This is a genomic window from Sphingomonas melonis DAPP-PG 224, from assembly GCF_000379045.1.
In the GTDB taxonomy this organism is placed as follows: domain Bacteria; phylum Pseudomonadota; class Alphaproteobacteria; order Sphingomonadales; family Sphingomonadaceae; genus Sphingomonas; species Sphingomonas aquatilis.
The window spans coordinates 30,772-57,057 of sequence record NZ_KB900607.1 but is presented as its reverse complement, the minus strand read 5'-3'; the positions used below and the strand labels follow the sequence as shown (position 1 = coordinate 57,057).

Annotated in this window: 19 protein-coding genes and 2 pseudogenes; 16 read left to right on the top strand and 5 right to left on the bottom strand. The window is 60.0% G+C overall.

All coding sequences use genetic code 11. From position 1 onward, the window contains the following. The first annotated feature begins 201 nt into the window (after window positions 1-201). The 3 genes and pseudogenes from SPHME3_RS0119750 (at window position 202) to SPHME3_RS20890 (ending at window position 2,028) form a co-directional block, all read left to right on the top strand. Window positions 202-699, top strand: a complete 498-nt coding sequence (locus SPHME3_RS0119750) for a hypothetical protein (protein ID WP_018250504.1) — start codon at window positions 202-204, stop codon at window positions 697-699. Between the two features lie 66 nt (window positions 700-765). Continuing rightward, window positions 766-1,169 (top strand): annotated as a pseudogene (locus SPHME3_RS20895) (IS5 family transposase); the annotation flags it as partial. Between the two features lie 77 nt (window positions 1,170-1,246). Further along, window positions 1,247-2,028: pseudogene (locus SPHME3_RS20890) on the top strand (IS5 family transposase). Window positions 2,029-2,037: 9 nt separating this feature from the next. Here the strand turns inward: SPHME3_RS20890 and SPHME3_RS0119740 are convergent. After that, on the bottom strand, window positions 2,038-3,405 hold the full coding sequence (locus SPHME3_RS0119740) for an O-antigen ligase family protein (RefSeq protein WP_026189166.1): 1,368 nt from the start codon (window positions 3,403-3,405) through the stop codon (window positions 2,038-2,040). Between the two features lie 196 nt (window positions 3,406-3,601). On the opposite strand from SPHME3_RS0119740, the gene SPHME3_RS0119735 reads away from it, so the two are divergent. Together SPHME3_RS0119735 and SPHME3_RS0119730 are read left to right on the top strand one after the other, a co-directional pair. Next, the gene (locus SPHME3_RS0119735) at window positions 3,602-4,744 is read left to right on the top strand and encodes a glycosyltransferase family 4 protein (RefSeq protein ID WP_026189165.1); all 1,143 of its coding nucleotides are present in this window, start codon (window positions 3,602-3,604) and stop codon (window positions 4,742-4,744) included. Further along, complete coding sequence (locus SPHME3_RS0119730; RefSeq protein WP_081614892.1) at window positions 4,744-5,604, top strand: glycosyltransferase family 2 protein; 861 nt, start codon at window positions 4,744-4,746, stop codon at window positions 5,602-5,604. Before SPHME3_RS0119735 ends, SPHME3_RS0119730 begins: the two co-directional genes overlap by 1 nt. Window positions 5,605-5,628: 24 nt before the next feature. Here SPHME3_RS0119730 and SPHME3_RS0119725 read toward each other — a convergent pair whose 3' ends face one another. After that, complete coding sequence (locus SPHME3_RS0119725; RefSeq protein WP_018251356.1) at window positions 5,629-6,921, bottom strand: EpsG family protein; 1,293 nt, start codon at window positions 6,919-6,921, stop codon at window positions 5,629-5,631. Window positions 6,922-7,052: 131 nt separating this feature from the next. Between SPHME3_RS0119725 and wecB the strand changes: the two genes are divergently transcribed. The 3 genes from wecB to SPHME3_RS0119710 are packed head-to-tail and all read left to right on the top strand — an operon-like array spanning window position 7,053 to window position 10,600. After that, window positions 7,053-8,168: a non-hydrolyzing UDP-N-acetylglucosamine 2-epimerase gene (gene wecB / locus SPHME3_RS0119720; RefSeq protein WP_018251355.1), complete on the top strand. Its 1,116-nt coding sequence runs from the start codon at window positions 7,053-7,055 to the stop codon at window positions 8,166-8,168. 27 nt (window positions 8,169-8,195) lie between these two features. After that, entirely contained in the window at window positions 8,196-9,509 is a 1,314-nt protein-coding gene (locus SPHME3_RS0119715) for a lipopolysaccharide biosynthesis protein (RefSeq protein WP_020493515.1), read from the top strand. Next, on the top strand, window positions 9,506-10,600 hold the full coding sequence (locus SPHME3_RS0119710; protein WP_018251353.1) for a glycosyltransferase: 1,095 nt from the start codon (window positions 9,506-9,508) through the stop codon (window positions 10,598-10,600). The genes SPHME3_RS0119715 and SPHME3_RS0119710 overlap by 4 nt, the downstream gene beginning before the upstream one ends. Here the strand turns inward: SPHME3_RS0119710 and SPHME3_RS21210 are convergent. Further along, window positions 10,540-11,547: a hypothetical protein gene (locus tag SPHME3_RS21210; protein ID WP_156021460.1), complete on the bottom strand. Its 1,008-nt coding sequence runs from the start codon at window positions 11,545-11,547 to the stop codon at window positions 10,540-10,542. The two genes, SPHME3_RS0119710 and SPHME3_RS21210, sit on opposite strands and share 61 nt — an antisense overlap. A gap of 498 nt (window positions 11,548-12,045) precedes the next feature. On the opposite strand from SPHME3_RS21210, the gene SPHME3_RS20420 reads away from it, so the two are divergent. Then, window positions 12,046-13,968 (top strand): nucleoside-diphosphate sugar epimerase/dehydratase, encoded by a 1,923-nt coding sequence (locus SPHME3_RS20420; protein WP_051076142.1) that lies wholly within the window; start codon window positions 12,046-12,048, stop codon window positions 13,966-13,968. Window positions 13,969-14,130: 162 nt separating this feature from the next. Continuing rightward, window positions 14,131-15,260, top strand: a protein-coding gene (locus tag SPHME3_RS0119685) for an IS3 family transposase (RefSeq protein ID WP_156021457.1) whose coding sequence is annotated in 2 segments (ribosomal slippage) — window positions 14,131-14,383 and window positions 14,383-15,260 — 1,131 coding nt in all. Because the reading frame shifts where the segments join, the coding sequence is not laid out codon by codon here. 32 nt (window positions 15,261-15,292) lie between these two features. On the opposite strand, the gene SPHME3_RS0119680 is transcribed toward SPHME3_RS0119685, so the two are convergent. Then, the gene (locus SPHME3_RS0119680) at window positions 15,293-16,471 is read right to left on the bottom strand and encodes a DegT/DnrJ/EryC1/StrS family aminotransferase (protein ID WP_018251347.1); all 1,179 of its coding nucleotides are present in this window, start codon (window positions 16,469-16,471) and stop codon (window positions 15,293-15,295) included. Window positions 16,472-16,799: 328 nt separating this feature from the next. Here SPHME3_RS0119680 and SPHME3_RS0119675 point away from each other — a divergent pair, with 328 nt between their 5' ends. Genes SPHME3_RS0119675 through SPHME3_RS21200 form a run of 4 tightly spaced genes read left to right on the top strand, consistent with a single transcriptional unit; the run spans window position 16,800 to window position 21,327 of the window. Further along, a complete protein-coding gene (locus SPHME3_RS0119675; protein WP_156021455.1) occupies window positions 16,800-17,483 on the top strand; it encodes a polysaccharide biosynthesis/export family protein in 684 nt (227 codons plus the stop codon). A 12-nt stretch (window positions 17,484-17,495) separates the two neighbouring features. After that, window positions 17,496-19,688 (top strand): GumC family protein, encoded by a 2,193-nt coding sequence (locus SPHME3_RS0119670; protein ID WP_037477186.1) that lies wholly within the window; start codon window positions 17,496-17,498, stop codon window positions 19,686-19,688. 11 nt (window positions 19,689-19,699) lie between these two features. Next, window positions 19,700-20,917 carry a tetratricopeptide repeat protein gene (locus SPHME3_RS21205; protein ID WP_156021453.1) on the top strand — a complete coding sequence of 406 codons (1,218 nt, stop codon included), beginning with the start codon at window positions 19,700-19,702 and terminating at the stop codon, window positions 20,915-20,917. Between the two features lie 11 nt (window positions 20,918-20,928). Then, window positions 20,929-21,327, top strand: a complete 399-nt coding sequence (locus SPHME3_RS21200) for a hypothetical protein (RefSeq protein WP_156021451.1) — start codon at window positions 20,929-20,931, stop codon at window positions 21,325-21,327. Between the two features lie 214 nt (window positions 21,328-21,541). On the opposite strand, the gene SPHME3_RS0119655 is transcribed toward SPHME3_RS21200, so the two are convergent. Next, a complete protein-coding gene (locus tag SPHME3_RS0119655; protein WP_018250482.1) occupies window positions 21,542-24,508 on the bottom strand; it encodes a Tn3 family transposase in 2,967 nt (988 codons plus the stop codon). A 164-nt stretch (window positions 24,509-24,672) separates the two neighbouring features. Here SPHME3_RS0119655 and SPHME3_RS0119650 point away from each other — a divergent pair, with 164 nt between their 5' ends. After that, entirely contained in the window at window positions 24,673-25,254 is a 582-nt protein-coding gene (locus SPHME3_RS0119650; RefSeq protein ID WP_007406331.1) for a recombinase family protein, read from the top strand. 20 nt (window positions 25,255-25,274) lie between these two features. Beyond that, the gene (locus SPHME3_RS21195) at window positions 25,275-26,099 is read left to right on the top strand and encodes a hypothetical protein (protein ID WP_126014483.1); all 825 of its coding nucleotides are present in this window, start codon (window positions 25,275-25,277) and stop codon (window positions 26,097-26,099) included. Window positions 26,100-26,286 lie beyond the last annotated feature (187 nt).

Here is a 26,286-nt window from a genome sequence, read left to right as displayed (position 1 = left end):
CCCGACGCAAGCGGGATTGTGGTGCAGCCGCGCACGAGCGGCGACCGGATGTGAGGTTAGAGCGGACCGGTCACCGGGACGCTTGTTGCAACAGGCTCAGGCCAGTGATCCAGAAATTGAGGAGGACGACCATGGCCTGACGCTCTGACCATTCCTGACGATTGATCTGGAATGGCGACGACAAAGCGATAAGCTGGCGTCATGTACGCCGCACGAGCCAAGCGCACCTATCCTTCAATTTGGCGGGTGATCCTCGCCTTTGTAGTGGTCCCGGGCGCAGCCGCCTTGTTGATGGCTATTGCTATGCCAGCATATGAGGGCATCACCGATCCGCTCGAACGGATCTGGCGGAGCGCTGTGGCATTTGCCGTGTTTGGCGCTTACCCTCCAGCCTTTATCATCGGGCTCCCGGCGTTCTTCATGTTACGCCGACACGTCAATGCGACAATCATCAACTGCGCTGCGACTGGTGCAGTGGTCGCCGCTCTTCCCTGGCTCGTGCTCGCGTTAATAAGTCGACCGGATAATGCGAGCATTGATGGACGATCAACCGTCATCGACGGATCTTTGACTGCTTACGGATGGCTGATGAACTTCTACTACGTCGGCCAAATTGCCCTATTAGGCGCTATTGCAGGCGCGCTGTTTTGGTTCATTGCTGCGGCTGGCAGCCGAACCGGCAAGGTAGAACAGATATGATTGTGCGGAAGGAAAGAGGCTGCACGCTCTACCGCACAGCCTCTTGACCTGAGAACTCCCATGTGAGGGGATCTCGGCCGCCTGATCGGGCGAACTAAGGGCGGCATGAACACCAAGCTCCATGCCATCGCCGACGCAAACGGACGCCCATTGAGCTTATTCATGACCGCCGGGTAAGTCAGCGACTACACTGGCGCGGCAGCGCTGCTGGACGACCTGCCAAAAGCGCATTGGCTGCTCGGAAACCGCGGCTACGACGCAGATTGGTTCAGGGACGCTCACCAAGCCAAAGGCATCCAGCCCTGCATCCCGGGCGGCGATTACGCAACAAGCCGGTCAAATACGACAAGCGCGCTATCGGCGCCGCAGCCGCATTGAAATCATGTTCGGCCGCCTCAAAGACTGCCCGCTGGGTCGCCACCCGCTACGATCGCGGCCTTACAGCCATCTCCGCCGCCGTCATCTTCTGACTGTGATCAAGGAGTCCTGACCCTAGGTTGGGACCCCATACAAGTTGTTGATGAGATAATGTAAATAGGGGCTTCTGATGAGTTTGGCAGGAGCGGCTATGGCACGGCATCTGTTTTGGCTATCTGACGAGGCGTGGGCGGCGATTGAGCCGCATCTCCCGCATGGCCGTCCTGGCAAGCCTCGCGTTGATGATCGGACGGTGATCTCGGGCATTCTGCATGTTCTCAAGACAGGCTGCCGGTGGCGGGATGTTCCGGCGAACTATGGACCACCACCGACCATCTACAATCGCTACAATGGATGGGCATCGCGCGGCATCTGGCAGCGGTTGTTCGAGAAGATTGCTGGCGCCGGGCCGGTGCCGGATGAATTGTCGATCGACAGCACGCATGTGAAAGCCCACCGCTCGGCAGCCGGCTCAAAAAGGGGGAGTGGCAAGAAGCGATCGGCCGCTCGCGCGGCGGTCGGACCTGCAAGATCCACTGCCTGGCCGATGATTGCGGCCGACCGGTCGCCTTTGCCCTGACGCCTGGCAACGTTGCCGACATCAACGTGGCCATTCCACTGCTGAGCATTGCCACGCCAGCCCGCCATCTCATCGCCGACAAAGCCTATGACGCCGATAGTCTGCGCCGCTGGCTCGCCGACCGACGCATCAAGGCCGTGATCCCGTCCACCGCTGCGCGCCGTACGCCTTACCCGCTCGACAGGCGTATCTACCGCCGCAGGAACGTCATTGAGCGGCTGTTTTGTCGGCTCAAGAATTGGCGGCGCATCGCCACACGATATGACCGTCACGCCAGCAACTACCTGGCCGCCATCGCGCTCGTTGCCACCGTCGCCGAGTGGATCAAATGAGTCCCCAACCTAGGCGGGTTCCTGTCGAACAGGAGCGGACAAAAACAGTGCTGCCAGCATGATCATCGCCATGATGGTTGGAGTGCGGGCTGGATAATCTACCACGCTAGCAATCATCACCAACAGCAGCATCGCCGATCCCAACCTAGCAAGATTGCGCGCGCTAGTGTCATCCTTGGCTGTCCAGATTCGAATGCTGCGTATCAGCCACCATCCGCACCCCACCACCAACAATACCCCGCCTATCAAGCCAGTATCAAGAATAATTTCGAGAAAATCGTTATGAGCATGGTTGAAATAAAGGAATTTGAGCAATCCAAAAGGTTCGTGCATTCGAAATATTGGATCAAAGCTTCCCAAGCCCGTTCCAATAGGAAAATAATCGCGGATCATTGACACGACAATCGGTAGGCCACGCGTACGCATGTCTTGCCCGGTATCTATTGAGAATAGCCGGTTGATCGATTGAGCGCGATTGGCGGCAAAGCTGACGAACACAAAGGCGGATAGCATAGCGAGAATGGAAAGGATCAGGGTGGGAAAGACCCAGCGTGGATAATGTCGGGTCATCCGGCGAATTGCGGATTGTTCGAGCATAAGCCCAATACAGGTGGCAATAATGCCAAGTAGCATCCCAGTACGCGAACCGCTGGCCAAGATCATCAGGACGAATAGCGTCAGCAGCCCCAGCGCAATCACCACCCGCCATCCGCGGCGCTGTCTCTCTTCCAGTGCCCAAATTGGGGCGAGTAGGCAACCGATCGCTGTAAATAGTGCGAAATGATTGGGGTTGGCAAAGGTGCCGTTTACACGCCCCACCGTTTCGTTGATGAACGGATTGTCGAACGATATTCCTGAAAATTGGGCGAGACCAACAATTGCTGATGCGACGACCATCCCCAGCAGGATGCTTGGCAGACGGGTGCGCTCTCGTTGCTTCAGACCGGTTGCAAATAGGAAGATCGCAATTGGCACAATTAGAGAATAGAGGGCGTTGAGGGTTGCACTGGGCGCTAGGCTGATCGGCCGCCATGGCACAGGGGAGTCGGCCAGTGGTGTGCCTGCGGCAAACTCTCCCCGGCCTGGCAGGCTGCCCCAGATGTCTGGAGGTAGCGGGATCAATTGTGCGAGCGGCATCGCGATCACCGCCAAGAGCAGGATCGCTACCGGTCTGACCTGTTGCAGCGACGGGCGCTCGCCTGCTAGCACCAGCACTATGAGGCCGAACCATGCGACGCTACGCACGATGGTTTGTCCTAGGGTATCGGCCCGTGATGCCCCCCCCGCCAGCCAAAGGACTGCCAGCATCATGCATAGCAGCGCAAAAGACAGGCTGGGTTTGAAGGTCGATGCGGAACGTTGGAAGGACTGGGACATGTCAGCCGCGTCTTATGATAGTTTGCGGTTTGGCGGAACCGTCAGTTTGCCGCTTGTCGGGCGCGCATGACGATAGCACGCCATTCTTCTACCCAACGGTGTCGATTCCGGCTATGGCGCATTCAACGGCGGGGGTAACGGTATTCGACCGGCCGTCCCAATCACGCAGTTAAGGGCGCAAGACGATCTGATCGCCATGAAAATCGTAATTATCTCGAATTTTACAGATTCCGTGATCCGGTTCCGTGGGCCGCTATTACGCCTGCTTATTGAGCGAGGGCATGCCGTCCATGTACTCGCTCCCGATTTTTCCGATGAACAACGGCGAAAACTTGAGAGCATGGGAGTGGCGGTCGATACCTATCGTATTGAGCGTACCGGACAAAATCCTTTGTCGGATCTGCTGACTCTGCGGGATCTGATCGCATGGCTATGGCGCGAACGACCGGACGTCAGCCTGACCTATTTTATCAAGCCGAACATCTATGGCAGTCTTGCTGCCGCAATCACACGTATCCCCCGGCGGATCGCAATGGTCGAGGGACTAGGCTATCTCTTCACTGAAGACGACAGGGACACGTCCAAAAAAAAGCTGGCGCGCGGGCTGGCCATCACTTTACTGAAGGCTGCGTTGGGGCGTGCGCACCGAGTACTATTCCTAAACCCCGATGATCTTGCCGAATTCATTGACCGGCGTATCGTTGATCTTACCCAGGCCCGGTTGCTAGGGGGGATAGGGGTCGACCTGACCCATTATGCCGTCGCGCCGCTGCCTGACCATACGCCATCGTTCCTGATGATCGGGCGATTACTGCGCGAAAAAGGGGTGCGGGAATATGTCGCGGCGGCACGGTTCGTGCGCAAACGCTTTCCCGAGGCCCGTTTCCGATTGATTGGCGGGATGGACGATAATCCCGGCGGCATCGCGGCCGACGAGGTACGGGCTTTCACCGTCGACGGTAGTGTCGAATGGCTGGGTGAGCTAGACGACGTGCGCCCTTGGATCGCCGCCTGTTCGGTCTATGTGCTGCCGTCCTACCGCGAAGGCGTGCCACGTAGCACGCAGGAGGCCATGGCAATGGGTCGTCCGGTCGTGACAACCGACGTTCCGGGCTGTCGCGAAACAGTCGTCGCCGGGGTTAACGGCTATTATGCTCAGCCCCGCGATGTGCCCAGTCTGGCAGAGGCGATGACTCGCTTTTGTGAAAACCCCGACCTGATTTCAGCAATGGGGAAGGAAAGTCGCCGTATGGCAGAAGAGAATTTCGACGTGGTCAAGGTGAACGAGAGAATCTATCGCAGCATGACAGCGTCCCTCTCGAATGAAACCGAGTGGTGATGGCCGGCGATCGGTGGGTATCGCAGGGTGGCAGAATGGTGTCCTGTCGTGTGCAGGACCATCGGCAGCAAGATCGCCCTCGCCCTCGCATCCTCGTCGTGCTGCCCTGCTACAATGCGCAGCAATGGATTGGGCCCTGCCTCACGGCGCTGGCCGCTAATGACGAGCCGCACGACATCCTCCTGGTGGAGGACGGTGGTACCCCGCTCGATGAGCTTCCGCCTGCCAGCAATCTGATCCATTGCCGGATGGCGCGCAACATTGGCCTGATCGGTGTGCTGAACTTCGCAGCCCGTTTTGCCCTTGAAGAAGGGTATGAGTTCTACGCCCGCCAGGATGCGGACGACTTCAGCCTTCCCAATCGTTTGGCGATGCAGCGCGCCTGCGCCGATACAACCGGCGCTGACCTGACGGTCAGCGGCGTGCAAGTTATCGATGGTGAGGGTCGATCCCTATGGGATATTCCCGGCGACCTACCGCAAGACTTGGTCGCAGCGCTATCGGCCCGTAATATTTTCGTGCATTCGACTTGGTTTCTGCGGACCTCGGTGTTCAACCGGATCGGTTGCTATGATGATCGCTATGTCGGCGCCGAGGATTATGAGTTCGTGCAGCGTATCGTTCGTGACGGCATAATCGACAGCGTAGCCCAGCCTTTGGTTCAATACCGGGTACATGGCGGATCGGTGCTGGCGGCGTCAAACCGCCCGGCACGGACCACCGCCCGCATCGTCTGGCACTATTTCTCCTGGCATCGCCCCGCATCGTACAAAGGATTGGGGCGCAGCTTGGCGGCCGCGTGTCTGCCACGCGGCCTGAAGGCGGCCGTCCGTAAGCGCTTGGCACGCACGCTGTCTTGAACGGGGAATAGGTACCCGGTGTGGTCACCCCACTCGCAGCAGGGCTCCTGACCAGAACAACGGCGTGTAGCCATACCATCCTAGCCCAAACTGGGAGATGGCTAAGCCTGCCATCGTTGCGATAAGGATCGCCCGATAGGGTTTCATAACCTGCGTTGCCGAAATGATAAGAATGAAAGGCGGAAACGTCAGGTAGGCATAATAGGCGAGTCGATCCGCGTAGATGAGGTAGCTCATTGCATAGAACGGCACGGTAACGGTAGTGTAGAACAGTGCAAGTCCACTCAAGTCGTCCCGGTCGCCGCTAGGCTTGTTACTTAGGACTCGGAACACTCCGTACAGTAGCATCGGTATCAACAGAAAGATCGCCCAGTCGGGGCGATTACCCGTACCAACGCCGGTGTTCATAATATTGACAAGGTCTGCAGCAGAAGCCTGTTCTATGTCATACCTGCGAAACCCGGAAATTCGCGAGGTCAGCGGACGAAGCGGGCTTAGGCCAATAATATTCACCGTAAAAATTAGAATATTGAAGGCCCACATCGCAATCAGCAGCCTGTTGCGCTTTTTGATCAAAACCAGTGCTTGGAATAGGAACAGGATTGCCGCCGAGGAATGGATTGACATGGCGGCGATGCCAATCAGTGCGCACAGCAGATGCGTGCGAGTGGTATGGCGATCAGTGGTTAACAGAAAGCTGGCGGCTATCATTATCAGTCCACCGGCCATAAATTGCCGCGTGACGTTGAGCACACCGCTCCAAAAGGCGAAATAACCCAGTCCGAAGCATAACAGTAAAGAGAAATAGGCGCTGCGTCCAAATGCAGATAGCATCTGGAGATATCCTAGTAGTGTAACTATGACGCACAATATCAAGAACGCTTGGAAATCAATGAATGGTCGGCATGCAGCAATCAAAGTCAAAAAACCGATTTCGTAATCGGTATATGAATAAATTGCAGGCGTGTGATACAAAATATAATAATTTAATCGGTCGGTTACGGGGAGTCCCTCGATTGTAGCACCGGGCAGCGGCGAAATGATGCACCAACATAGTAGGGAGCAACAGATCGCAATCGGTATCACAGCATAGGCGAGGGAATAGCGGGAGCTCTGCGACGCGACCCATGCCAATACGAAGGCCAGCACAAATGCGGCGACCAGCCCTAGATGCACGCCCCAGAAGGCGTCGGCAGCGGATTGCAACACGAAGCTCGCCACCATGACAACGACGATGCAAGCCCGCTGCGCGGTTTCGCTGCCCTGTGTTCTTATGGATACGATCGGGGGCGCCAATGTAGCGGATTCCGGGGACATAACTGCCACCTATCGTAAACGTACGGGAGGGGGCAAGGGACGCATGTAGCGCGATAAATTTCGGCCTTGCTATCATCCTCTCTTGTGCCGGGTACATCATCCGCTAACGCGACTGGCGAAGGGAGCTTTCGATGAAAGTGATGAGCATCTTCGGCACGCGGCCGGAAGCGATCAAGCTGGCGCCTGTCATCCGTGCGTTCGAAACGGAAGATCGTGTTGAACATATCACCTGCGTTACCGGGCAGCATCGGGAAATGCTTGACCAAGTGCTGGGCTTGTTCGGTATCAAACCTGCGTTTGACCTGAATGTGATGCGCCCTCGACAGCAGCTTTCGGAATTGTCGGCTAACGTGTTGCAAACCGTCGATAAGATCCTCGCCGATGTTAATCCCGACTGGGTCATCGTACAGGGCGACACCACATCCGCTTTTGCTGCCGGATTGGCCGCCTTCCATCGCAAGATCAAGGTCGCTCATGTCGAGGCCGGCTTACGAACCGGCGACATCATGTCCCCATGGCCCGAAGAGATGAACCGGCGCCTGCTGACTCCGATTACCAGCCTGCACTTTCCGCCGACGGCGCGTTCGCGCGACAACCTATTAGCTGAAGGTGTTGCGGCGGATCGCGTGATCGTCACGGGCAATACCGTCATCGACGCGCTGCACAGCATCGTTGACCGGCTCGAGCGGGAGCCGGATTTGTGCGACCGTGCCGGTCAGGGCATGCCGTTCCTCGGTTCCTCTCGGCGCCTCATATTGGTCACCGGTCATCGCCGGGAGAATTTCGGCGAAGGGTTGCGTCAGATATGCCTTGCGATCAAGGCGCTGGCCGAGCGTAGAGATGTCGATATCGTTTATCCGGTCCACCTGAACCCATCCGTTCGCGAGGTCGTGCACGAGATGTTAGGTGATGCGCCTAACGTCCACCTGATTCCGCCGTTGGAATATCTTTCCTTCGTCTACCTGTTAAAGCGTGCCTATCTGGTCATCACCGATTCCGGCGGCATTCAGGAAGAAGCCCCGGCACTCGATAAGCCAGTTCTGGTCACCCGCGACACGACCGAGCGCCCCGAAGCTGTTGAGGCCGGCAGCGCGAGGCTGGTCGGTCCATCGGCCGATCGCCTGCTTACTGAGGCGCGGCGCCTGCTCGACGATTCGGTGGCCTATGCCGACATGATCAAGGGCGGCAGCCCCTATGGCGACGGCCATGCGGCACAACGGATCGTCGACCGAATCATCGCCGGCTGATGCAACCGCGATAACAAGGAAGCTGGCTTGGCTATCGATCGTGTGCGGAGCTTGCTGAGCTTGGGCATCAAAAGCCTGATCAACCCAGGCTCCCTCGTACAGGGTACAGCGCTGTCGGTCGTTGGTGCGGGCGGCAATCGCGCGTTCCAGATCGGTGCGCTGCTACTGGTGGCACATCGGTTTGGACAGCAGGGGCTGTCGGCGGTTTCAGCGGTGATCCTGTGGAGCAGCATTCTTGGGCTGGCGATCGCGCCAGGCTTTTCGTTGCCGCTGACTGGTGCGGTTGCGGGCGCACGGACGCGCGGCGAACGCAGCGTGGCCCCGATCGTGTCGCTGATCACTGGAGCGATTGTGACCGTTGCCGTCGCGGCAATGGTCGTGTGGTTGTCAGCAGGAATTACGGCATCGGGATTGACCCCAACCAACTTCGCCATGTTGGTGGCGGCGATGGCATCGGGCTTCTGCGTTCAGGCGGTGACTCTGGCCGGATTGATCGCCGAGCGTGCCTATCGCCGGGCGATGCTCAGCAGCCTCCTACTCGGCGGGGGGCAAGTCGCGGCGGTCCTCATTGCGTCCGATCCCGGGACGATGGTGACAGCGGTGGTAGGTGGTACTGTTCTAGCCGGCGCACTGTCTGCCGCGATGCTGGTTCGCGTGGCACTACACAAGGATCGAGCGGCAATCCACAGCTTTACCCATTGGCAGGTGATGCTGGGCCGTGTCCCGCCCTCGCTGATCGGATCATCGGTGGTCGAACCGACGAATCTTGTCGTTCTGACCTATATTTTTGGATCGGCGCGTCCTCCGATCGACACGGCGGTCATTACGGTCGCCCAGCAATGGCTTAGCCTATTGCTCTTTATTCCTGCAATCGTAAACCAAGTCATCCTGCCGCATCTGATGCACAAAGCGGAGGCTGCCGAGTTCGTCGCATATTGCCAGCAGGCACGGCGGATCATTGGCTGGAACTTCGTCTTTACTCTCGTACCGGCGGTAGCGTTGATGGCATCGGCGCCGTTCCTGCTGGCGGCATATCGCTTGGGCGGAGCCGAGTATGCTTTTGTCATGCTGTTGTGTGCGGGCTGGTTCAGCGCGCTGGCATTTCCGTTCGGCACCGTGCTTACTGGACTTGGTCATTTCAAGTTCAGCGCGTTCGGCAATATATTCTGGTGCTTGGTCTTCGTCGGGATGTCGCTGCTGCTGGTACATCGGTCGACCAATGGCTTTGCCGAAGCACGTTTCGTCGCCTATTCTACCTATCTTGTCTTTCTTTCGTTTGCGACCTTCATCCGGCTCGGGCAGCTGCGTGATCGGGGGCCGGCCGATACAGGACTGTCATGAATATTGTCATTTGGTCTTATGCCAATCTAGACCGTGTATATAGCATCGTGTTCTCGTTGGCGCGGTTCCTGCGCTCCAGGGGGCATGACGTTCGCGTGCTGTATGTCGGCGAGAGCGCCCGCCACATCGTTGATGAGGACGGGATCGACATCCGCTCGGTCGCTTCGGCCTCGAGCAGCGGATGGCAGCGCGTGCTGACATTTTGGCAAAGTGTGTGGCGGTCGCGTAAGCGGTCGGACATGGTCGTGCTGGTCGGTACACGCTCGGCGCTGTTTTCGTGGCCGCTATGGCTACTGAGGCGTGGCCGAACGATGGTCTTCGCCTATGAACTCGACGGCGATGGCTGCATGGAGGTGGTCGCGAACCGCATTGCTCGGTCGGCCGATCTGCTGGTGGAGGTCAATGCCCATCGCGCGCGGCTGCGCACGGTGATCGCCCGCCGGCCCGACGCTGTGGTTCGCAACGTCCCCGATCGCCGGACGGTGGAACAGATACGCGGGCTGCATGACCTGCCGCGTGCACCGATTCCCGGCAGGATCATGTATGGCGGGATGATCGCCCATTACCAAGGGATCGACCTGCTGGTCCGGGCCTTTGCGAAATCCGACGCGCACGAGCTGGAACTGATCGGCAATCCTGAGGATCCCGCCTATCTCGACCAGTTGCGCGCAATCCCCCTGCCCGAAGGCAAACGTTTAATCATCACAGGTCCGTTACCGCGTCCAGTTTTGCTTCAACGGTTGTGGCAAGAAGCATCGGCGTTAGTATGCCTGTACCCATATAACGACGTGCCCGGCCGAATGAATCGGTTGAACACCAAATATGCTGAACCAACGAAATATTACGAGTATATGCTGCTCGGTATTCCTTTTGTCACATTCCGACATCCCAGCCTTGTGCAGAAGGCGCAGGAAGGAGTATTCATGGTCGCACAGAACAAGGCAGCAGTTGCGAATGGTTTTAACCAAGCGCTGGCCTGCACACAGAATTCCGATGGGCGGACCTTTGTCCGTAAGGGCAGCATTCCCGCTTATGAAGAAGCACTGGAAGCGGTCCTGCCACTGCTGAACCGTCCATCAATTAGGCCTTGACCGGTCTGGTCAACCTTCCAGATACGGTAGCGGTTGCTGGGCACGTCTATGCGCACATTACCGCCGCACCGGTTGAGGGTAGCGTAATACCCCCAGAAACCTGGCCCGGTCATGGTTGCCCTTCCGCCGGCGACGATGACATGATCGGCCGAGTAGACGGCGACACCCTGACGCTCATACTGGTTGTCGATCGCCTCAATCTCATCGAACGCTATCACCTGACGGTCAAACGGACGGCCGGTGCGGGCATCGACCGCATAGAATAGTAGCGCGCCATCGCCCGTCGTCTGCCCTTCCGGATCAGAAAGTAGGCAGTTATGAATCCGTAAACGACGAGCCAATCGCCCGCCGGCATAGAAATAATGGTGGAACAGCAGGCCACCGACATTGTCCCGCATGTCGACGTCGCTGAACGTTACGTTCTGATAGCCCTCACCGGGAAGCGAGCTTTCGCAATCCCATGGCCTACCATAGCGTCGCGTTCCCACGCCCGATCCGATCACGCGTGCCCAAGTACCATTGGACCGGATCGGTGCCTTCGTCATGGCAAGGTCCTTGCCGTTGTTCTTGAGACGGCCGCCCTGCATGTGAAAGCCATCGACCCCCATCAGTGACCCGCCATGGCGCCCGTTCCATTGGAAGTCGCAGTCTATAAGTTTGATATTCCCGAAGAAGTAATCGGCGTTCTCACGCTGCTCGACGCCGTTGCACCAGGTCATGAACCCGTCGGTTGCACAGTTCCATGCCCGGCAACGGGTCAGCGTAATGCCCTGAATCGCACCGGGGAAATGACCGCTTAGCAGCCATCCGCACCGCCGCCCGTCTCCGCCTGAGGATCGCAGATCATGCTGGCCCTGACGGTTCCCGTCTACCATGCAGTCGGTGAAGGACAGGTCGCGCCGGGGCTCGTGCACAGCCTCGATGGTGAACGGCGCTGCGTCGATCATGCCTGATCGCGTAAGAAGGTTCAGGCTGGTAACTGTCGATCCCGACGGCCAGTCGACGGTACTGGTCGCATACCATCGCCCCGCCGCCCCACCGCATCCAATCCCCCGTCTAGCGGCTTCGTCCGCCATGCGCTGTACGGCTGCCGTGGCGTCGACGCCTCGCTTGGCGGCCTCGCGGGTGGTGTAACTCGTCGCCCCAAAATCCTCGGGTGTCAAAGAAGTCGCGGGCCGTGCATCGCACGCGCTGGTGAGGAGTTGGCCGGCGCTAGCCCAGGCCAGCGGGAGCACGAAGGTCTTGCGGCGTGAAAAAACAGGTGTGTGCATGAAGTTGGCATGGCTACAGCATGGCGAGCGGTCATGGGAAGCGCTGCGCACGGCTATCGACATGCCCCGTACCGGTTTGTCAACGGTCACACCATGTTGTAGGGCGCAGCCGGTGCCTACAATTGCAGTAACAGGCGATCGCTGGAAACATGGCAGGTGGTGAGTAGCGGCGTCGTGAACAAAATCTGGAAAAGAGCAGAGCCTGCGGTCGTTTCCGCTCTCCATTACCTTGTCGAATCGGGACAAAAAGTAAAAATTTCCCTTGTTGTCGCAAATGACGCTATACTTTGCTTATTAGCTGTATGGATTGCGTTTTCGCTGCGGCTCGGTGGATGGATTATTTCCAGCCCGGCGTTTGCCGCGATTGCCATCGTGAGTATCGTGGCATGGCTGCCAATATTCCTTTTTTCCGGCGTCTATCGATCGGTTGTGCGATACATGGGATCACGCACTATGATCGGCATCGCAACGTCCTGCATGATGATCGGTGTGGTGCTGGCCATCTTTACGCTTCTCAATGTGGTGCCTGGTATACCCCGCACTATTGCGGCTATTCAGCCGATGGTCTTTGCTGTATTGCTAATTTTTAGCCGGCTTGTTGCACGTTATATTTTGTTTGATCTGCTGAACCAGCGTAACTTTACCGGACAGCGACATCGCGTTCTTATTTACGGTGCTGGTTCGTCGGGGCGACAACTTGCTTTGTCCTTGCGCCATGAAGGCAACATGATCTTGCGGGGCTATCTGGACGATGATCTTCGTGTTGCAGGTAAGCATCTGGATGGCGTCCGGGTCTATCGAACGGACAATGTTGCCGACCTGATCGACCGGCTTGGCATCGACATGGTACTCCTCGCCGTTCCGCGGGTTTCGCGCCAGCAGCGCGAGCAGATGGTTCGCAAGTTTGAGGACATCAGCGTCCGGGTGCTGACGTTGCCTGCCATTGGCAACCTGCTGGATGGATCCGTTTCAGTCGGCGACTTGCGGGAAATCGAGATCACTGACCTTCTAGGACGCGACCCGGTACCGCCGAACCAGCATCTCCTGCACCGCACGGTTACAGGCCGCTCGGTTATGATTACCGGCGCTGGCGGATCAATTGGTAGCGAATTATGCCGCCAGATTAGCCGGTTGGAGCCATTGGCGATAATCTTGGTCGAAATGACAGAACACGCGCTCTATTCGATCGAAGCCGAACTTCGCGAAGCGGAAAATCAGGGCCTATTTGCTTCAGGCTTTGCCATTCATGCTGAGCTTGGCAGCATTGCCGACATAGATACCGCCCGGCGGCTGTTCGACCGCTGGCACCCTGAGACCGTGTTTCATGCAGCCGCTTACAAGCATGTTCCCTTGGTCGAAGAGAATGTGATTGCTGGGTTACGCAACAACATTATCGGAACGTTGAACTGCGCAGTGCAGGCGGACCGGGTGGGCGTACGCAACTTTATCCTGGTTAGTACGGACAAGGCGGTGCGTCCGACCAATGTGATGGGCGCTAGCAAGCGTATCTGCGAACTGGTGTTGCAGGCATTGAGCGGGCGGGGCAGCCAGACGCTGTTCGCAATCGTCCGGTTCGGTAATGTGCTAGGATCAAGTGGTTCTGTCGTTCCACGGTTCCAGCGGCAAATCCGCCAAGGCGGGCCAGTCACGCTCACGCATCGTGACGTTACACGCTATTTTATGACTATACCCGAAGCCGCCCAGTTGGTCATCCAAGCCGGAGCAATGGCTGAGGGCGGTGAAGTCTATGTACTCGACATGGGCGAACCGATCCGGATTTACGACTTGGCACGCACGATGATCAACCTGTCAGGGTTAAGTGTCCGCGACGCCACACATCCCGAGGGCGACATCGAGATTTGTGAGATCGGGCTGCGGAAGGGCGAGAAGTTGTACGAAGAATTGCTGATCGGCAATTCCCCACGCCCAACCGATCATGCCCGCATCATGCAGGCTCGCGAGGATCATCTCGACTGGCCCGTACTGGCGGAACATCTCGCTACTTTGCAGGAGGCTCTGACTAACGGGAATCGCCAACAGGCGGTCGAAGTGATGTGCACGCTGGTGCCGGAGTATAGTGGAACACACGCTCACTGATCTGGCACCCACCGGCATTCAGGTACATCCGGCGAGGGCGTCCGCCCGCGCCTTGTCTGTCGCGGCATGCTGTCGTTCTGGCGGAGGCAGGGGAGGGACGTGACGTGCTCCCCTGAAACTCTGCCATTTTGAGCTAGAGTCCGGCTTCGTGAGGAGACGGACGTGAAGAAGACGAGGTTCAGCGAGGAGCAGATCATCGCGGTGCTGCGCGAGCAGGAGGGCGGGATGAAGACCGCCGATGTGTGTCGTAAGCACGGCATCAGCAGCGCGACGCTGTACGCGTGGAAGGCGAAGTATGGCGGCATGGACGTGTCGCAGGCACGCAAGCTGAAGGTGCTCGAGGAGGAGAACGGCCGGCTCAAACGGCTGCTGGCCGATGCCATGCTCGACAACGCCGTGCTGAAGGAGGTGGCGGGAAAAAACTGGTGAAGCCCGCCGCTCAGCGGAAAGCTGTCGAGCACGCTCGACAGCTGTTCGGCATCAGCGAGCGTCGGGCCTGTACGATCTTCGGCGTAGACAGGACGTCGGTGCGCTACGCGCCCCGGCGTAGTGATGATGGCGACCTGCGGTCGCGGTTACGGGAGATCGCGGCGGAGCGTCGCCGCTTCGGCTACCGGCGGCTGGGGATCATGCTGGCCCGTGAGGGGCTGGTCATGAACCACAAGAAGCTGCTGCGGCTATACCGCGAGGAGAACCTGCGGGTCAGGCGCCGGCGCGGTCGCAAACGAGCCATGGGCACCCGAGCGCCCATGGCGCTGCCGCAAGGTCCAAACCAGCGCTGGAGCCTCGACTTCGTGAGCGATACGCTGATCAGCGGCCGTCGCATCCGCATCCTGGCGGTGGTCGACGACTTCACGCGGGAATGCCTGGCGCTGGTGGCCGACACCTCGCTGTCAGGCGCGCGTGTCGCTCATGAGCTCGACGCCATCATCGCCGTCCGAGGCGGACCGCCGCTGATGATCGTCAGCGACAACGGCACCGAACTGACCAGCTTGGCGATCCTGAGATGGACGCCAGAGCGCCCCATCGAGTGGCACTACATCGCGCCGGGCAAGCCGCAGCAGAACGGCTATGTCGAGAGCTTCAACGGCCGCCTGCGCGACGAATGCCTCAACGAGACGCTGTTCGTGTTGCTTGGCCATGCCCGCTCGGTGCTGCGGCTATGGCGCGACGACTACAACCATGTGCGCCCGCATAGTGGTGTTGGCGGGCTGACGCCCGCCGATGCTGCCAGGCGGGTTGTGCAACACCGCCCCGAGGGGCACCATACCAACCCCGGACTCCAGTTATGACTGGTAGAGCTTTGGGGAGCACGTCAGACGCCTTAGCCGGCCGCCTGCTCAAAAACGCTGCGTACCGTGTCGCACATCTTGTCGACCTCGGCATCGGTCAGCGACGGATGGGTCAGGAACATTAGACTAGTGTCCCCCAGTTCACGCGCGACGGGTAGCCGTTCGGCTGGCCGCCATGGAGTGCTGTCGAACGCCTTTTCCAGATACACTTCCGAACAGCTCCCCTGATAAGCAGGAACACCACGCGCTGTGATCTCCGCAACGATACGGTCGCGGCTCCATTCGCTGCCAAGATGGTCGGGCCGGACATAGGCGTATAGACGATAGAAGGCGTGCGTCATCCCGCTGTCGGGCAGCGGTACCCGGACGATGTCAGCATGTTCCGCCATGACATCTCGTAGCCGATGCGCGATCAGCGTGCGCCGCGCGGTCCACTCCGCCATGCGGTCCAGCTGGATGCGCCCGATCACCGCCTGCATCTCCAGCATTCGCCAATTTGTGCCGAACTGTTCGTGGACCCAGCGAAAACCTGGGGGATGTGCGCGTTCGTAGACCGCTTCCCAGCTTTTGCCGTGATCCTTGAACGACCACATCTTCGACCACAATGCCTCGTCGTCGGTTGTCACCATGCCGCCTTCACCGCCGGTAGTCATGATCTTATCCTGGCAGAACGACCATGCACCAATATCGCCAAACGTGCCGACCATTCGGTCACCGATCCGGGCGCCATGCGCCTGGGCGCAATCCTCGACGACGCGGATACCGTTCGGACGGGCAAGGGCGAGGATCCCCGCCATGTCCGCCGGCCATCCGGCCAAATGAACCGGGATAATGGCACGGGTCCGCGGTGTAATCCGCGGCGCAATGGTGGCGGGAGAAATATTGCCGCTGTCCTGGTCAACATCCGCGAAGACTGGCGTCGCGCCGGCGGTGACGACGGTTGAGATTGAAGCGATGAACGTGCGGGGTGTCACGATCACTTCGTCACCCGGACCGATGTCCAACGCCTTCAATGCGAGGTCGAGCGCCAGTGTTCCATTGGCAACGGCAATCGCGCGTTTCGCGTTGGTCCATTGAGCGAATTCGCGTTCGAATGCGCGACCTTCCTCGCCCGTCCAGTAGTTGACGCGGTTTGATCTGAGGACCCCGGAAACCGCTGCCTGCTCTTCGTCGCTGAAGCTTGGCCAAGGGCTGAATTGGGTATTGAGCATAGAAAGCGGCTTCTTTTCTAAGGGATATGGACTGGTTGCGATACCGATGGGCTAAGGGGGGCACACGAAACAGGCTGTTTCGTGATTCAGATCGGCTCTTACAGCCTCCCTCGAGTGGGGCAACGCGAACGATCATTGTACCGAAAATTCAATCTGATCATCGACAGTTTGCATGTGGAACGACCTTCGCGCCGGCCTGTGTGCCGTCGGCAGGCTATCCGACGTCCTTTGCTTTACCCCAGGATTTACAACAACTATAGGCCACGAACCTTAATATATCTAATGCGGACCGTTCCAGCGCATGCGCAAATTTTGTATCGCTTTTTTGATGGCGAGCGCCCTGACCGGGTGCGCTGGCCGCGAGCCCCTGCAATCGACCCAGCAGCTTACGGTTGTCGATGGCGCCTCTGCGTTGCCGCCACCGGGGCGTAGTGATCTCACTGCGGCCGACCGCCCAGCATTGATTGGTCCGCTGGACACTATCCAAGTTGATGTATTCAACATTCCCGATCTCAGCCGCGAGATGCAGGTCGATGCCAGCGGTCGTATCGCGATGCCGCTGGCCGGGACGCTCGATGCGCGCGGCAAAACCGCCGAGGAGCTTGCCAGGGCCGTCGAAGCCGCGTTGCGCGCGCGCTATGTTCGTAATCCCGAAGTTACGATTAACATCCGCAATTCAGTTAGCCAAGTGGTGACGATAGATGGTCAAGTCGTTGAGCCGGGCTTGTATCCCGTGACCAATCAGATGACGCTGACCCGGGTGATCGCGTCCGCCAAGGGGCTGTCCGAATTCGCCCGTCAGGAAGATGTTGTTATCCTTCGCACAGTCGGCAATCGACGTATGGCGGGATTGTACAACATCGCGGAAATTCGGCGGGGAGCCTATGACGATCCGCCCGTGTACGCCAATGACCTGATTGTAGTTGGCGATTCTCCGCAACGGCGCCTGTTCCGCGATCTCGTCTCGATTTCCCCGATCTTGGCGGCTCCGCTGATCGCGATTGTTCAGTAAGGCCCTGCCATCATGAATCTTGCTCCTATCGCCCTGCATCAGGGCACGTCATCCGGTACGTTTACTGCGCCAGAGACCGAAGCGATCCCGGTCGTCCGCCAGTACCTGCGTGTGCTGATGCGCTGGCGCTATCTCATTCTAGGCACGGTCGCGGTCTGCTTCCTGTTAGGGTTGGTCATAACGCTGTTGATGACGCCGCAATATACTGCGACGGCAGCCATCGAGATTTCGCGCGAATCTAGTCAAGTAACTAACTTTCAGGGTGTCGAGCGTGAAACGAGCCTCGCCGATCAGGAATTTTACCAAACCCAATATGGCCTCCTGGAATCGCGATCCCTGTCAGAGCGCGTTGCAGTCCAGCTCCGCTTGGTAGACGACCCCAAATTTTTTGAGCGCTTCGGGGTGTCGCCTAAAGGGCCCGCGTTCACGTTGGTCAATGGGCGCTATCCGGCGGCAGGGCGCACAGATCGGCAGCGTGTAGCCGGCGAGATCTTGCGCAAGCACCTCGCGATCGCGCCGACCCGCCTGTCGCGCCTCGTCAACATCAACTTCAGCAGCCCCGACCCTGAGTTTTCGGCAAAGGTCGCTAATGCATGGTCTGATGCGTTCATCCAGACCAATTTGGAGCGCAAGGTGCAGGCGACGTCCTATGGACGCAACCTGCTGCAGCGTCAGCTGGTTCAGCAAAAGGCGCTACTTGACCAAAGCCAGCGGCAATTGGTTGCCTATGCCTCGCAGCAGCGCATCATCAACCTGCCGGCCCAGTCAAACGCCGATGGTTCCACATCGGAGCGCTCGATCGTCGCAGATGACCTCGCATCGCTGAATGCTGCGTTGAGCCAGGCCACTGCCGATCGGATTACCGCCGAAGCACGATATCGTGAGGGTAGCCAAGCGGGCGCGTCATCCGAAGCATTGCGGAACCAGGCGATCAACACCTTGCGCCAGCGGCGTGCTGAACTCGCTGCGGAATATCAGAAGCTGCTGATCCAGTTCGAGCCGCAATATCCAGCGGCCAAGGCAATGAAGTCGCAGATCGACCAGCTCGACCGCAGTATCGCCAGCGAAGAGCGGCGAGTGTCGGGATCGATCGAAACCGACTATCGCGGCGCCGTAGAACGTGAGCGTGCGCTGCAGGCGCGCGTCGAGCAGCTCAAAGGGAATTTTCTCGATCTACGCCGTCGTTCGATCCAGTATAATATCTATCAGCAGGAAGTGGATACTAACCGCGCCCTGTACGACGGGCTATTGCAACGCTTTAAGGAAATCGGCGTAGCCGGCGGTGTCGGTATCAACAACATTTCAGTGGTCGATCAGGCAGACATCCCCCAGCGACCGTCTTCGCCGCGCCTATTCATCAATCTGATCCTCGCGCTCCTCGGTGGTCTTGGTATCGGTGCGGCGCTTGCCTTCGCAATGGAGCAGATGGATGAGGCGATCGCCGATCCAGCGGAGGTACAGCGTCGGCTTGGTCTGCCTTTGCTTGGTTCTGTGCCCAAGGTGGACGACGTTACACCGAAGGAAGCGCTGCTCGATCGCAAGTCTGATTTGGTCGATGCTTATCTCGCAATCCAAACGAACCTTGCATTCACTACCGAACATGGTGTGCCGCGGTCGCTGTCGGTCACCTCAACCCGCCCGGCCGAGGGCAAGTCAACCACTGCGCTGGCGCTGGCCACCATGTTGGCAAGGAGCGGTAAACGAGCGATTCTGGTCGATGGCGACATGCGCTCGCCATCGGTCCATCAGTTGGGAGGGCAGAGCCATGACTATGGCCTCAGCAACTTCCTTGCTGGACAGGATGACATTGCGCCGCTCACCTTCGAGATGGCCGATCTGGGCTTTACCGCTATGTCAGCCGGGCCAATCCCACCCAATGCGGCTGAGTTGTTGACTGGAAATCGCCTAGGCATTCTTATCGACCGGTTGCTCGAGCAGTTCGACCATGTCGTGATTGATAGCCCTCCAGTAATGGGGCTTGCCGACGCCCCTCTCATTGCAAATCGAGTTGAAGGCGTCGTTTTCGCGGTGGAATCACATGGTATTCGCTCGAGCCTGGTAAAAACTGCTCTTGCCCGTCTTGCCGCGGCAAATGCTCGCATCTTCGGTGGAGTGCTCACCAAGTTCGAAGCCCGCAAGGCGCATTATGGCTATGACTATGACTATGGCTATGACTATGGCCGCAACAAGGACGCGAAGGCGTAAGCGGTCGAACAATGTCGCTCAGCCAGAATTTAGCGCGCCGCTCACCAAAGGAATGGGCGTCGCGCCTCGTGCTAGCCGCGACGGCTATGGTGCTTGGCTTTTACAGCTTGGCGTTTTCTATCGCGAAGACAGTGAAGCTCGATCCGGAGCTAGCCTATCGCCTTGCGCCTTATGATGGACAGATGACTTCCGCCTATGCAACATCGCTAGCCGGAGCAGATGCCACGCTGGAGGATCGTGCTCGTGCCGATGTCCTCGCCAAGCATGCGCTTCAGCAGGATCCAACAGCGGTTGCTGCGGTGGCTACACTGGGGATCAATGCTGACGCTCGTGGCGACGGGGCAGTGGCGCGCCGCTATTTTGCCTATGCGCAAAAATTGTCGCGGCGCGATCTGCGGACCCAACTTTTCATGATCGAAGACGCTGTTCAGCATGGGGATATTCCGAGGACCCTGCACCAGTACGACATGACTCTTCGAGTTTTCCCGAATTTGGGTGAGATGCTCTATCCTGTGCTGGCATCGGCAACTGCCGATCCGGCGATCCGTAGCGAATTGGTTAAGACGCTGGCGGCCAAGCCTTTGTGGAGCAATAGTTTTATCGAGTTCGCCGCCAACAGTGACTCAGATATCAAGTCCGTTGCTGCCCTATTTTTAGATCTAGGCCATGCTGGCATTTCAATTCCCGAAACTGCGCATGCTGGCACCATTAACGCATTAATCGCGGGAGAGCAGAGGGACGCTGCTTGGTCATATTATGCCACGATCCGACCTGGTGCCGATCGCCGTCACTCACGCGACCAGCGCTTTGCTGCAAATCTTGAAACGCCCTCACAATTTGACTGGACGCCGATTAACGACGGATCCGGCCTGACGACGAGCATTCAGGATGGCTTATTCGAGTTCACCGCCGCAGCCAGCATTGGCGGGCCAATGTTGCGGCAGTTGCAGTTGTTGCCACCTGGAACCTATCGTTTGAGCGGGCATAGCAGCGGGATCGATCAGGCCGCGGGCGCCTTGCCCTACTGGACGCTACGCTGTCAGAACGGACTCGAACTCGGGCGAGTAGAAGTGCCCAATTCGATTGTCGCAAATGGCAATTTCACTGGTACTTTCGGCGTCCCCGCGGACTGTCCAGTGCAGACGCTGTTGCTTACAGCGCGACCGTCCGATGCGGTGTCTGGTCTGTCGGGGCAGATCGACCGGGTCGTTTTGGCACCGGTACGGTGAAGGAGGTCGGATTGCGCATAGCGCTTCTGCTGGGCTTGAGCCTCGCCTTGGCGACATCACCGGCAATTACCGAGCTGCAATCTTTTCACGGCACGGCTTCTTCCCCCGCCGGCAGCGAGGACAATGAACAGCCAATCGTCCAGCAACAGCAACAGACGCCGATCGAGATTAATCCGAGTGGCCGCACTCCGCTCACTTCAGTCGGGCAGGTCGGGCGGCGTCAAAGCCGCGATGACGCCGCCGAGCAGGCAAACATCAAACCCATGGCGCGCATCACGAACCGCATTCAAAATCGCGTACAGAACCGCATCCGTAACCGGATCGATCGCAATTACGATCCTCAAGCCAATGTAAATACCCCCTTCGTTGTCGCTGACGAACAGGTGCGCAAGGGCGGCCGCCCGCGCTAATCCTGCTGCGTTACCGGCCTTGACGAGTTGCTCTCTATCTCTAGCTCATCAGGGATAACTAAGGTCTCTAGCTGCTGGCCTCAGGGTTAGGACTCGTTGATCACAGCCAGAAGATGATGGTGGCAGCGAGGGCAACGGTAGAGAAGAATGCGGGAGCACCTCAAGGTTTGTGACACGGACAGCGGTAAGCTGAACAGGTAGCGAACAGGGCGGCTCAGGCCACCTTGGCTCCGGGTCCGCCGGCGATGTTGAGTGCGCGGTAGCCGTCTTGATCGAGCTCGGCAGCGGCGTTTTGCCAGAGGTAATCGCCGGTCAGGCTGATGTGTCGCCAGCCTAGCGGGGCTACATGGGCGAGCAGCTCGTCGGGCGCGGGCTCGCCGCTGGCGCGCAGATGCTCGACGGCGCGGCCCATGTAAAGCGTGTTCCAGTACACGATCGCGGCGGTGACCAGCGTCAGCCCGGACGCTTTCAGCGCCTGGTTCTCGAACTGCGGATCGCGCAGGCGGCCCTGTTTGTGGACGAACACGGCTTGGGCGAGCGTGTGACGCGCCTCGCCCTTGTTGAGCCCAGCCTGACACTGCTGGCGGAGCGCCCTGGATTCTAGCCAGTCGAGCGTGAACAGGGTGCGCTCGATCCGGCCCAGCTCCTGGAGCGCGAAGTCGAGCCGGTTCTGGCGACGGTACGCGGCCAGCTTCTTCAGCATGACCGACGGTAGCACCACGCCGGCCTTCACGGACGCGGCGAGCCGGACGATCTCGTCCCAGCTTTCGCGGATGGCAGCGATGTTGAACGGGCGCCCGATCAGCTTCGCGAGCGCCTCGGGGCGGGCCGTGCCCGGGAACAGGCCGAGCCGGCGATCGGCTAGATCGCGCAGGCGGGGCACGAACCGGAAGCCGAGTAGGTGCGCGAGCGCGAACACGTGGTCGGACGCGCCGCCCGTATCGGCATAGTGGGTCGCGGGTTCGATGCCGCAGCCGTGCGCGACCAGCCCGTCCAGCACATAGGGCGCCTCCGCCGCGGTCGCCGAGATCAGCCGGACATGGTAGGGCGCGTAGGTATCGGCGACATGGGCGTAGATCTTCTGCCCCGGCTCCCGGTCGTAGCGCGCGTTGGTGCTGCCGGCCGCGCCCCGCCTGCCCGAGCGGAAGAACTGCCCGTCCGAGCTCGACGCGGTGCCGTCGCCCCACACGCGCGTGAGCGGCAGCGCGGCTTGCGCGTCCACCAGATGGCGCAGCCCTGCCGCGTAATTCTCTTCCGATACGTACCAGCCATGCGTCCAGGCGAGCTGGGCGTAGGTGACGCCCTGGCTGGCGTTGGCCATGCGCTCGATGCCGAGGTTCGTCGCGTCTGCCAGGATCGCGGCGAGCACGGCCTGCGGGTTGGAGTGGGCGCGGCCCGAGCGCAGTTCCGGAAATGCGCACAGGAACCCGGTGCGGGCTTCCACCTCGGCGAGCAGCTCGGTGATGCGCACGCGGGGCATGAGCCGGTCGACGGCCGCGTCCAGCCTGTCGGCCGCAGCGGGCGTTACGGCCGCGAGCGGGCTGACCCTGAGGTTACCGCCCCGCAGCTCCACGCCGTCGAGCGTGCCGCGCTTCAGCGAGCCTGCGAACCGGCGCAACCGCCAGTCGAGCAGCCTGGCGCGCCCCTCCAAGTAGCGGCCGACGTCGGTGTCGAACGGCAGCGTGAGCGCGATCTCGGCCGCTTTGCCGGGCGGGAGCATATAGCTGTCGAAGCGCAGGTGTTCGCGCGTACCCTCCACCCACAGGTCGCCCGATTGGAGCCGCTCGCGCACGGTCGCGACCGTGGCGGTTTCGTAGCGACGGCGGTCGATGACGCCGCCCTCGGTGATCGCCGCCTTCCATTTTCTGGAAAACGGCATGGGCGCATCGGCCGGTACGTCTCGCCGCCCGGTCGCGTTCAGCGCGCGCACGACCTTGATCGCGCCGAGCACGCCGTCGCGCGAGCCTGCCGCCTTGAACCGGAACGCGTCAAAAAACGCGGGCGCGTAGCGCCGCATCGTCATGTAGCGCCCCGCCGCGCGGATCAGCGGCTCGTCGCGAGTCAGGTCGGCGATCGCGGTCGCCTCGCTCTCGGCGTCCAGAAGCCTCGTCCAGCCCACCCCGTCGTCGAGCGCCGCCCAGACGTCCAACCCGTCCTCGCGCGCGACCCGGAGTGCGCCGACCGTGGCGCCCAGCAGCCGCATGAGCCGGTTCACGTCGCGTGTGGTCGCCTCGATGCCGCGCTTCTGCGCGGCCCTGGCCCTGGCGAACAGGAGGCCGGTCTGCTTGCCGAACATCTCGATCGCGGCGTCCGCGAGCCGCGCTTCCAGGTCGATGACGGCTGCGGCGAGTGTCGCGCGCCTTCTGCGGAGCGAGTAGTCGGACAGGAGGAACGCGGGCGCGACGTGGCCTTCGCGCACGAGCTGCTCGAAGCGGTGCTCGTGGATGCGGCCGGCCATGCCCGGGTCGAGCCCGAGCCGGCGCACGTGCGCGAGCCGGGCGAGAATGCCGGCGAGATTGCGCGCGGTCGGGCTGTCCGACGTGTCGCGCAGCCACGCGAGCGGCGTCGTGCTGCGATCCTGGTCCACGATCAGCAACGCATCCAGCCCCGTCACCTGCTCCGGAGCAAGCGCATCGACCAGCGTGTCGGCCGCGAGGCGGCGCGCCATGGCGCGCCCCGCCACCCCGATCCGCTCGATACGGGCGGGCGCGGGCAGAACGATCCGGGCAGCACGCAAATGGCCCAGCACTGCCGCGGCGATCGGCTTGCCCCGTTCGGTCGCTTCCGCCGCGCGGGTGGCTGCGCCGAGCGCGCCGGGGACGTCGGCCGCCTCGAACGCGCGCAGGCGCAAACGCTCCATCGCCTCCCAGGCGTGTTCGAGCCGGGTCTGGGCGCGATGCGCGTAGCCCTCGAACGCTGTGGGCGCGATGTCGAGTTGCGCGGCCAGGTGCCGGATCAGAAAATCGGGGACGACATCGTCGTGGCGTATGCCGAAGCCGGGATGACGCAGCAGGGCGAGGTGCAGCGCGAAGCCGAGCCGGTTGGCGTCGCCGCGCTTCGCTTCGATCAGTGGCCGGTCCTCATCGGCAACCGTGTAATGCTTGGCGAGCGAGGCATGGTCGAGGGGCACGCCGAACAACGCGCGGCGTTCGTCGCCCGTTAACAGATCGCGTCTGGCCATCGATCACCCCCTGTCCGGGAGCGTATAGTTTATGGCCGACACGTGCGAGGTGTCGCGTAACTCTCAAGTTTCGCGACAGCGGCCCTGACCGGTCACGCCACGAGGGCGGACGCTGTCGCAAATGTCTGTTGCTAATCAGCCGTGTTCCAATGCACATCTGCGACATGCTCCTCGGCTATGCGCGCGTATCTACCGACGATCAGGATCTCACGCTTCAAAAGACGGCACTGAAGGCGGCCGGATGCCGGCGGACATTCGAGGAGAAGGTGTCCGGCGCCAAGCGCGCCCGACCGGAACTCGACCGGATGCTGGAGCAGCTGCGCGACGACGACGTGGTTGTGGTCACCCGGCTCGATCGCCTAGCGCGTTCGACGCGCGACCTGCTCGACATCGCCGAGAAGCTGAACGAGGCGGGAGCGGGGCTGCGCTCGCTCGCCGAGCCCTGGGCCGACACGACCACGCCTGCGGGACGCATGGTGCTCACCGTGTTCGCCGGCATCGCGGAGTTCGAGCGCGAGCTGATCCACCAGCGTACCAGTTCCGGCCGCGCGGCAGCCATGGCGCGCGGCGTGAAGTTCGGGCGTAAGCCCAAGCTCACTCCGGACCAGATCGCGCTCGGACAGCGTCTCGTCGGCGAAGGCACATCGGTGCGCGAAGCGGCGAAGCTGCTGAAGTGTCATCATGCCACGCTCTATCGGGCGCTCAACCATCCGGCGCAGATGCCCGTACATCGCTCGACACGTTGATTGAGGAGTAGGATTTCGCCATGATCTTCGCGCTTCTACTAGCGGCAAGTTCGCCGAATTCCGCGCTGGAGGCGGAGCGGGCCTACTCGGAAGCTGTACTTGCCAGTGGCCGTCAGGCAGCGGCACGCAGTTTCGGTCCACAAAGCGACCCCTGGCCAATACAACATGCGCCCGAAACCGCGCGCTCTCCATCTGTGGCCAGCATGTTGCAAGCAGCCGAGAGTAGCCGAAGGTGGTGGCTCACAATGATGAGTGTCGAGAGCCATGCCGAGCGCAGACCCGAACTTGTCTTTCCGTCCTGTGATCCGAGCGGGTCGGCAGTTGTTATCGGCGGGCTGTACGATGGCGGAAATCGAGTTGGATCATATAAGACGCTTTGGCGGAACAGTGCTGAGGGGTGGCGCTGGGAAATCGACGACTATCGTCGGGATGGATCGAAGGCATTAGCGGCAGAAAGTTTACAAGCGATCGAACCTGAGTGCTCGGCAAAACTCACCAATGAACAGCTCCAAATCCAAGCCGTTAGCGATGCGAAAGAGATCGCGTCTGTTTTGCGACAGGAGCAGGCCGGCAAACAGGTCGACTGGTTGGCTGTTCCAAGACGAAGCGTGGCCGAAGACGTTATCTTTGTCGGCAACGATGGCCGACGCATCCGCAGGCTCCCCGCCAAGCTGCCCATTCGGCGCATAGCGGGTGCGTTATCGTCCGGAAGCAGTTACGATGAAACGCTACGGTGGAGTAGCCGCGTCCTGGACGGGTCTGCACAAGCCCATAGCTTTCAGATCACCCAGTGGCGCGGTCCCAAGAATGGATGGCAGATCGTCTACTACGAGCTCCGCGGGTGAAACATCACGAGAGGTGATCCGGTAACTTCCAACTCGTCCAACCTCACAAACCCACGAAACTTAATATACTTTGCGGCAACGCTCAGGCTTTTGTTGACCATTTGTTCCGACTGCCGCTGTCCATATGACAAACCTTGAGGTGCCCCCAATGCGCTTGGGCAGCCGTTGTAGCGGGAGGCGACTGACG